At 63.0% G+C, this 8,968-nt stretch carries 8 protein-coding genes; 6 read left to right on the top strand and 2 right to left on the bottom strand.

The window, feature by feature from the left end:
* The coding region (locus tag EOD15_RS22110) for a potassium transporter Kup (RefSeq protein WP_148129615.1) at positions 1-1,456 on the top strand (1,456 nt) is incomplete at its 5' end.
* Between the two features lie 58 nt (positions 1,457-1,514).
* On the opposite strand, the gene EOD15_RS22105 is transcribed toward EOD15_RS22110, so the two are convergent.
* Positions 1,515-2,408 (bottom strand): SDR family oxidoreductase, encoded by an 894-nt coding sequence (locus EOD15_RS22105; protein WP_127320516.1) that lies wholly within the window; start codon positions 2,406-2,408, stop codon positions 1,515-1,517.
* 135 nt (positions 2,409-2,543) lie between these two features.
* Here EOD15_RS22105 and EOD15_RS22100 point away from each other — a divergent pair, with 135 nt between their 5' ends.
* From EOD15_RS22100 to EOD15_RS22090, 3 genes are all read left to right on the top strand, one after another.
* Positions 2,544-2,954 (top strand): helix-turn-helix domain-containing protein, encoded by a 411-nt coding sequence (locus EOD15_RS22100; RefSeq protein ID WP_127320517.1) that lies wholly within the window; start codon positions 2,544-2,546, stop codon positions 2,952-2,954.
* Positions 2,955-3,088: 134 nt separating this feature from the next.
* On the top strand, positions 3,089-4,291 hold the full coding sequence (locus EOD15_RS22095) for an NAD(P)/FAD-dependent oxidoreductase (RefSeq protein WP_245463732.1): 1,203 nt from the start codon (positions 3,089-3,091) through the stop codon (positions 4,289-4,291).
* A 37-nt stretch (positions 4,292-4,328) separates the two neighbouring features.
* On the top strand, positions 4,329-7,139 hold the full coding sequence (locus tag EOD15_RS22090; protein WP_164761717.1) for a CHAT domain-containing tetratricopeptide repeat protein: 2,811 nt from the start codon (positions 4,329-4,331) through the stop codon (positions 7,137-7,139).
* A 36-nt stretch (positions 7,140-7,175) separates the two neighbouring features.
* Here the strand turns inward: EOD15_RS22090 and EOD15_RS22085 are convergent, their stop codons facing one another.
* Positions 7,176-7,901 (bottom strand): glutathione S-transferase family protein, encoded by a 726-nt coding sequence (locus tag EOD15_RS22085; protein ID WP_127408819.1) that lies wholly within the window; start codon positions 7,899-7,901, stop codon positions 7,176-7,178.
* A 94-nt stretch (positions 7,902-7,995) separates the two neighbouring features.
* On the opposite strand from EOD15_RS22085, the gene EOD15_RS22080 reads away from it, so the two are divergent.
* Together EOD15_RS22080 and EOD15_RS22075 are read left to right on the top strand one after the other, a co-directional pair.
* Positions 7,996-8,454, top strand: coding sequence for a MarR family winged helix-turn-helix transcriptional regulator (locus EOD15_RS22080; protein WP_127322640.1), 459 nt, complete (start codon positions 7,996-7,998; stop codon positions 8,452-8,454).
* Between the two features lie 147 nt (positions 8,455-8,601).
* Positions 8,602-8,968, top strand: a 367-nt coding sequence (locus EOD15_RS22075; RefSeq protein ID WP_148129614.1) for a TetR/AcrR family transcriptional regulator, incomplete at its 3' end; no start/stop codon positions are given.

Genomic DNA, 8,968 nt, shown 5'->3' with positions numbered 1-8,968 from the left:
CTTCCAGCCCTATGTCGTGCCGCTGACATTGGTCATCCTTGCCATGGTGTTCGCGGTGCAGCGCTTTGGCACGGGCGGGGTGGGATTGGTGTTCGGCCCGGTGACCGCGGTATGGTTCCTGGCCATCGGCCTTTCCGGCCTCAACCACATCATCGCCGACCCGGAAATCCTGTGGGCGGTGAGTCCGCACTATATCGTCGCCTTCCTGATCAATTCGCCCGATGTCGCCTTCGTGACCATCGGCGCCATCTTTCTCGCCGTGACCGGCGCCGAAGCGCTCTATGCCGATCTCGGCCATTTCGGCCGCAAGCCGATCGTGCTGGCCTGGCTGGCGATCGTGTTTCCCTGCCTGCTGCTCAATTATGCCGGGCAGGGTGCCTTCGTGCTGGCCAAGAATGGCGTCGTCGGCCATCCGTTCTTCGAGATGAACGAAGGCTGGACGCTGATCCCGATGGTCGTGCTGGCGACTGCCGCCACGGTCATCGCCAGCCAGGCGGTGATATCAGGCGCGTTCTCGCTGACCAGGCAGGCGGTGCAGCTCAACATGCTGCCGCGGCTCGAAATCCTGCACACGTCGGAGAAACAGTCCGGCCAGATCTACATGCCGCGCGTCAATCTTCTGCTGGCGCTGGTGGTGATGATGCTGGTGGTCGGCTTCGGCGAGTCCAGCAGGCTGGCGTCGGCCTACGGTATTTCGGTGACCGGCAACATGCTGGTGACGACGGTGCTGCTCTATGTCGTCATGACGCGCATCTGGAAATGGCGGCTGTGGGTGGCAATCTCGCTTACGGCGCTGTTCGGCTTCATCGATGTCGGCTTCTTTGCCTCCAACATCGTCAAGGTGTTCGAGGGCGGCTGGGCCTCGCTGGCCGTGGCCTTCACCGTCGTGCTGGCCATGTGGACCTGGGTGCGTGGCAGCCGCTATCTGTTCGACAAGACCCGCCGCAACGAGATCCCGCTCGATTTCCTTGCCGGCAATTTGTTGAAGAAGAAGCCGCAGCTGGTCTCCGGCACCGCCGTCTTCCTCACCAGCGATCCGCTAAGCGCGCCAACCGCGCTGATGCACAGCCTGAAGCACTACAAGGTGCTGCATGAGCAGAACGTCATCCTTTCGGTGGTGACCGCGCCGCAGCCGGTGGTGCCCGACAGCGACCGGGTCAAGATGGAGACGGTCAACGAGCTGTTCATGCGCGTGACGCTGACCTTCGGCTACATGGAGCAGCCCAACATCCCGCGCGCACTGGCGATCTGCCGCAAGCAGGGCTGGAAGTTCGACATCATGACGACCTCGTTCTTCCTGTCGCGGCGTTCGCTCAAGGCCTCGCCCAATTCCGGCATGCCGGTGTGGCAGGACCGGCTGTTCATCGGCCTGGCCCGCACTGCGGCCGACGCGACGGAGTACTTTCAGATCCCGACCGGGCGCGTGGTCGAGATCGGCACGCAGGTGGCGATCTAGGCACCTGCCGGATCGGCGAATGGACTGTGCCGTCCGGCACAGTCCATGTCACTCCGCTTCAGCCGGCCAGCGCGGCCTTGTTTGCCTCGAGGAACTGCTTCAGCGTCTTCGACTTGCGGCCGGAAAGCGTCTCGACCGCGTCCGTCACCATGGCGATGCGGCCGGATCGCGTGTTGGCGTCGAACGACACGATGATGCGGGCAAAGTCCTCGGGAACGCCAGCCGCCTTCACGCCTTCGGTCAAGGCTTCATCCGAAACCTGGACGACATCGAGCGGCTTGCCGGTGACCTCGCTTACCAGGGCGGCGATCTCGGCCGTCGTGTAGGCCTGCGGGCCGGTCAAGGTGTAGGTCTCGCTTTCGCTTGATGCGTCAGCGAGGCCGGCGGCGATCGCTGCCGCCATGTCGTCGCGCGCACCGTGCGCCATGCGGCCGTCGCCGGCGGACGTGTACCATTTTCCCGAAGCGATCGCGTGCGGCAGGGCCATGAACAGGTTCTCCTGGTACCAGCCGTTGCGAAAGATCGTGTAGGGGATGCCGCTCGCTTTGATCGCCTGCTCGGTGCCGTAGTGATCATTGGCAAACAGCACCGGCGAAACCGGTTCCGGGTTGGGCATCGAGGTGTAGAGAAGGTGGGAAACACCGGCCTTTTTAGCGGCGGCAACCGCGTTCTGGTGCTGCCTCAGGCGCTTGCCGTGTAGCAGGTCGATCTCGCCGGTCGAGATGATCAGCACCCTGTCGGCGCCCTTGAAAGCAGCCTCCAACGATAGTGTGTCGTCGAAGTCAGCCGCCCTTGTGATGACGCCTCGCGCCGCCAACTCGGCGAGGTTGTCCGGATTGCGGGTGGCGGCGATGATCCGGCCCGCGGGGACCTTGAACGTGTCCAGCAGGTGGTTGATGACGCCGCGGCCGAGCTGGCCGGAAGCGCCGGTGACGAGAAGGGTTTGGGTCATGGAAGATCCTGACGTTGCGCCGCTAAGGCGGTTCGAGTGGTGGTCTCAAAAAGAGACCAGCACTAAAATAGGAATTGACCCAGAGCCGTAAAGAAGGCAGTTTTTCGGGAGGTAGGCACGCGCAGGGAACCAGCGGTGGACAGCAAGATTGTCAATCTGAGATCGAAGTTGGAGGTCTACAAGGCGGTCTCCGGCGGCGGCAACTTCTCCAATTGTCCGGTCCGCGAGGTCATACAGGGCGTGAGCGGCAAATGGAGCTCGCTGCTGATGATGGCTTTGGCCGAGCAGCCCTATCGCTTCGGCGAGTTGCGGCGGCTGGTGCCTGACATTTCACAGCGCATGCTGACGCAGACGCTCTACGATTTGCAGCGCGACGGCTATGTGCATCGCGAGGTGTTCCCGACCAAGCCGCCGAGCGTCGAGTACAGCCTGACCGATCTCGGGCATTCGATGTTCGGCGCCTTGCATCAGCTGATCCTGTGGGCCGAGCTCAATCATGATGCGGTGCGCGGCGCACGCGCCGATTTTGATGCCGCCCAGGGCTGACCTGCGGCGCAAAGCCGTTGGTGACGGCTTGATTTCGTCCCGCCGCTGAAGGATTGTCCGGCCAATCCGGCTTTGGGGGCACTGGCATTTCCTATGATATCGCAATTGCAGGCGCCGGGCCGGCGGGACTGGCCGTGGCGCTCTATCTCAAGCGTGCCGGGCATCGGGTCACGGTGTTCGAGCGCTTCGATGAACCGAAGCCGGTCGGCTCCGGGCTGATCCTGCAGCCGACAGGGCTGACGGTGCTGGCCGATCTTGGCCTGCTTCCCGACATACTGGCGCTGGGCAGCCGCATCGACCGCCTGCATGGCGCCGATGCTTCCACTGGCCGTACCGTGCTCGATGTCCGCTACGATGCGCAACGCGGTGGCCGCTTCGGGCTGGCGGTGCACCGGGCGGCTTTGTTCGGCGTGCTTTTCCGCGCCGCGCAGAGCGAGGCGATCGCCATCGAGACCGGCGTCGAGATCGAGGCCCTGGAGACCGGCGAACGGGCGACGCTGATCTGTGGCAACGGGCGGAGGGCAGGGCCATTTGATCTGGTCGTCGACGCCAGCGGTTCGCGCTCGAAACTGCGCCGCGAAAGCGCTCCAGGCGAGCCGCGGCCACTCACCTATGGCGCGTTCTGGGCCTCGCTCGGCTGGCGCGGCGATGGTTTCGACGAGCACGCGCTGCTGCAACGCTACGACAAAGCGAGCGTGATGATCGGCGTGCTGCCGATCGGCCGGCCGCAGCCGGGCGCTGAAAAGATGGCGGCCTTCTTCTGGAGCCTGAAGCCGTCGGATGCCGATGAGGTGCGCGTTCGCGGCCTGAACGCCTGGAAGGAGAGGGTGGTCCGGCTGTGGCCGCAGAGCGAGGCATACACCAGCCAGATCGACAGTTTCGACCAGCTCTCGCTGGCCCGCTATGGCCACCACACGATGAAGCTTCCGGCCGGTAGGCGATTGGCCGTCATCGGCGATGCGGCGCATTCCACCAGTCCGCAACTCGGGCAAGGGGCGAACATGGCGCTGCTCGATGCCGCGGCGCTCAGCAATGCGCTGGCGCGGGCGTCAAACGTCGAGGCAGCGCTGGAGGCCTATGCGAAGGCGCGGCGCTGGCATGTCCGCATCTTCCAGGCGCTGTCGCTGGCATTCACGCCGTTCTACCAGTCGGATTCGGTGGCGCTGCCCTTCATCCGCGACAGGCTGGTGGCGACGGTGGCAAAAATCCCGCCGGCGCCGCAATTCCTTGCCTCGATGGTGGCGGGCACGGTGGTCGATCCGTTCAAACGGATCGGACTCAAGGAAACACGGTGGAATTTCGGACAAAATCCGGGTCATGATACGACCGCATCCTAGAGTTTTTCGCCTCAGACCGATCCGAATGAACGCTGTCATGTCCATAGTCCGAAAATCGCTAGACCTGATGCGGGTCGTTGCGTCTGTCCTCGCCACGTCGGTCGTGATGCTGCCCTTGCCGCAGGCGCAAGCCCAGACGCCAGGTCAGGCCAGCCAGCAGGCTCCGGCAGACAGTGAAGCGGCGCTGAAGGCTCGGATCGATGCGGCCTACAAGCTGATGATGGAGGTGGCGCGTTTCGACGACGGTTACGTGCAGTTGCGGGCAGCGCTGCTCGATGCGGCCAGGAGCGACCTCTATGAATTTACGGTCGAGAGTTACTCGAACGCCGGCGCGACATTTCTCAACAACCAGATACTCGACAACGCCGTGGAGATTTTTGCCGAAGGCCTGAAAACCAGGGCGATGCAGCAGGATGTCGCGAAGCGTGCCGATTTCTATCTCAATTACGCAATGCTGAAACAGGCCGAGAAAGACTATCAGGGCTTCGTTTCCATGTGCGCTACAGCAACCAATCTTTACGCCCGCTATCATGGCACGGAATCCCCGGAACTCATGTATGCCAACGATGTGCTGGCGACAGGGATCGCTGCATTCGGTCAAATCGCTGCGGCGATCAACGTCGACCAGCGCAATCTGGAGATTGCGGAGCGGGTGCTTGGCCAGGATGATCGCTTCACCTGGAAGCTGCAGAACAATCTTGCCGACATGTTGCGTCAGATCGGGGCACCGACACGCGCCTTACAGTACGACCTGAATGTGCTCGAGAAACGTATCGGCTACTACGGGCCAAATCACTTCAACGTTCTGGTTAGCGCCAACAACACGGCTCAGGATTATCTCGACCTCGCCAAGTACGACGAGGCCTTGCGCTATTTCCAGCAGGACCGGGATATCGCTGTCGTCCTCAAGCAGGAAGGCAATTTGATTGAGCAGGCCGATGCCTGGCTGCTCTACACCAGGGCTCTTTCCGGTGCACAGCCGCTCGACGCGCCGACGCTCGCACGCTTGCTGCCGCTGACCAACCACGCGAGTTATCCCGAGATATTGGCAATCAAGATCGCCAACCTGCTCGCCGCGCATTTCGCCGCCATGGGCGATACCGAAAACAGCATGAACCAACTCGATCGGGCCTATAGCATCGCCGGATCGACATACGGCTCGGTACACCCGCTGACCTTTGCCGCGCGGCAGGCCATGGCCAACCTCAAGGCGAAGACGAATCCCGAGGCTGCAGCCACCGATTTTGCGGCTCTCAACCATGACATGTTGCGTTGGAATTGGTTCCAGGTGAGCACGGCCGCCAACCCGGTCGTCGCTGAAGCCAGCCGCGCCTTGGCCGATGACATGCTCTACGACTATGCGCGGCTGGCAAAAAACAACGCATCGGCAGTGCCGGCATTCGCTGAAGCGGTGCGTCGCTGGCCGACACTCGAAAACGACAAACGGGATCAGTTGCGCAGACTGTCGCGTTTGATCGATCCGAACGATATGGAGACACGGCATTTGATCCAGGCCGGGATACGGCTGTCCCTGGCCTACCAGGAGGCTGCTTCCAGTGGCGACAGTGCCGACGATCCAGGTGCGGTTCGGCCCGACCAAGCTCAGGCGGCGTACGAAAAGGCGATCACGAGAGTCACGACGAAGTACAGATTCGACCAAAGCGTGGTGGACAAGCCACTGCCATCCGCAAACACGCTGCTGCAGCGCAACGAGGCGCTGATCGATTATTTCATCACTCGCAAGTGGCGGGCGGACCGCGAGAGCGCCGATCCGCTGGAAGACGAACGGCTCTACGCGATCGTCACGCGCAAGGACCAGCAGCCGTCGCTCTATGACCTCGGCGATCCGCGCCGGCTCATCCCAGCCGCCCGGGAAACCCGCATGGCAAACCTCAGGTCGACCCGCTCCGCGCAGGAGCGTGGCGCTGTGACCCTGGTCGATCTGAACGCGACATTCACAGGGCTTTACGCCGGTCTGATCGCACCTCTGGAGCCGTCGCTTGGCGGCGCCGACACGCTTTTCGTGGTGCCGGACGGCAAGCTGTTTTCGGTGCCATTCCCCTTGCTGCAGGACAGCAAGGGCGCGTCGCTCGATGATCGCTTCCTGGTGCGCATGCTGACCCGGCCGGAATCGCTGTTGAACGCAGGCGTCGATCAGAGTTTTCCCAAGTCCGGCAAGGCCTTGCTGGCCGGCGGCCTGGATTACGCACGGGGTGCGGAGAAGGGTGCCGAACCGCTACCGGGTACCCGCAAGGAAGTCGACGCGATCGCCTCGATCCTGCACGGCGATCATTATTCGGTCGAGACCCTTACCGGAACCACTGCCGGCGAACGGGCGCTGCGCAAGGACATGGAGCAGGCCACGGTCGCGCATCTGGCCACACACGGTGCCTACCGCGACGAGAAAGAGGGCGGCGTCGGTGCCGTGAATGCGCTGTGGCAGAGTGAGGTCGTGCTGTCCCAGTCGGGAAACCGGCAATCGATGAAGCGCGATGATGATGACGGCCGGCTCTATGGCATGGAGCTGATGATGTGGGACCTGTCGAACCTCGACCTGCTTGTGCTCTCCGCCTGCGAGACGGCCCGTGGCCAGGAGACATTCGTCGGCGGTTTGCGCGGCCTGCCGACGGCAATCAACATTGCCGGTGCGAAGCGCTCGTTGCTAGCCCTTTGGCCTGTGGACGATGCGGGAACCGCTGCCTTCATGGTGAGCTTCTACGGCCATCTCGCCGCCGGGCGGACTTATCCGGAAGCGCTGCGCCAGGCCCGTCGCGATGCCCGCGACGGCGAGATATCAGGCGCGCAGGACCCTCGGGTGTGGGCCGCCTTCGTCATGTTCGAAAACTGACGGCCGCGAGCCAACGCTTGCCCGCGATCGATCCGTTCAAGCGGATCGGGCTGGCCGAAGCGCGGTGGCCGGATTGTTTTGCCGGATGAGCCCTGAAAGGTGCGATCCCTTCGCTTGCAGGAAAGCATGCAGGCGCTGCGGATAGTCCGGCGCCACGGCTTGCCTGATCGACGGGCGCTCACTCAACGCTTTGCGCCAGGCCCGAACGAGCGGCTTGCCGTCCAGAATGCCGAAATCACCGATGCGGTCGAAGACATCGAGGTAGCGGAAGACCGGACCGTAAACGGCGTCGACCAGCGAAAAGTGCTTGCTGGCGAACCAGGGCCCGCCGGGCTCGTCCGCCAGCTCGGCTTCGAGGCGATCGAACATGGCGGACAGCGCGCTGGATTCGGCCAGGAAGCCAGCTTCGGTCGAGGCTGAATAGAACCGGCCGATGGCGTTGAGGGTTGCCGAACCGAACTCGATCCAGGCGCGATGACGGGCGCGGGCATAGGGGTCGGCAGGGTGGAGGGGATTGGCTTGCGTCTCTTCGAGGAATTCGAGGATGACGGCCGATTCGAAGATGACCGTTTCCTCGCCATTTCGCTGCACGCGCAGCAGCGGCACCTTGCCGAGCGGCGAGATCGTCTTGAACCAGTCCGGCTTGTTGGCCAGGTCGATATCGATGCGCTCGAACGGCACGCCCTTTTCGGCCAGCGAAATCGCGGCGCGCTGCACATAGGGGCAGAGGTGATGGCTGACGAGGATGAGCTTGTGTGCCATGAGGTTTCCAAGGTTAATGCATTTGCATCTATATAGATGCACATGCATCGATCGTCAAGCTTGATGCAGATGCATCTACTGCCTATGCTTGGCCATGACCGAGAAAGCCACGCCTTCGCCAGAAGCCATCAAGGCCTGGGCTCGCCTGATGCGCGTTTCGCGCCAGCTGATGGAAAGCGCTGAAGAAGCGTTGAAGGCGGCCGGCCTGCCGCCGCTTGCCTGGTACGACGTGCTGCATGAGCTCGCTGAGGCGGGCGAGGGCGGGCTGCGGCCGTTCCAGCTCATCGAGCGCACGCTGTTTGCGCAATACAACATTTCGCGCCTGCTGGCCCGCCTAGAGGCCGATGGGCTCGTCGAGAAACTGCCGGTGGCCGATGACGGCCGTGGCCACACCATCCGCATCACCGCCAAGGGCCGCGAGACACGCCGCCAGATGTGGGCTGTCTACGGACGGTCGATCACCGAACTGGTTGGCGCCAAACTGTCGGCGGATGAATTGACCAGGGTCTCCGCACTGCTTGGACGATTGCGCCATCCGCCAGCCTCCGATTAGCGAGGCTTGTCGCGCGGCAACGCATCACTTGCAGATATTTTGCGCCCGCCCTCTTGCGCGCGGCCTCGGATTGCGCAATATGCCGAACCGTAACGTACGGTACGGCATATCGGAATGACCGGTGGCCCGACCTTTCGAGAGAAGAGCGTGTTGCACAGCGTGCCCGAGATCGACACCAGCGAAGCGCTGACAGAGCGACAGAAGGCCGTGCTCGACGCAGCGTTGCGGCTGCTGGTCGAAGAGGGCGATCAACTGACCATGACCGCCGTGGCGCGCCGCGCCAGCTGCTCCAAGGAAACGCTCTACAAATGGTTCGGCGACCGTGACGGGCTGCTGACGGCGACGGTGCAGTGGCAGGCCTCGAAAGTGCGGGTGGCGCCGGTTGACGGCAAGGGGCTCGATCTTGCCTCGCTGACCGCAAGCCTCGAACGCTTTGCCTCGGACTGGCTTAAGGTGATCTCCAGCGACACCTCGATCGCGCTAAAAAGGGTTGCGGTCAGCCATGCCGGTTCGG

The organism is Mesorhizobium sp. M7A.T.Ca.US.000.02.2.1 (assembly GCF_003996995.1).
Classification (GTDB): domain Bacteria; phylum Pseudomonadota; class Alphaproteobacteria; order Rhizobiales; family Rhizobiaceae; genus Mesorhizobium.
Note: the sequence above shows the minus strand (reverse complement) of the source record. Positions and strands in the feature narration are given on the sequence as shown.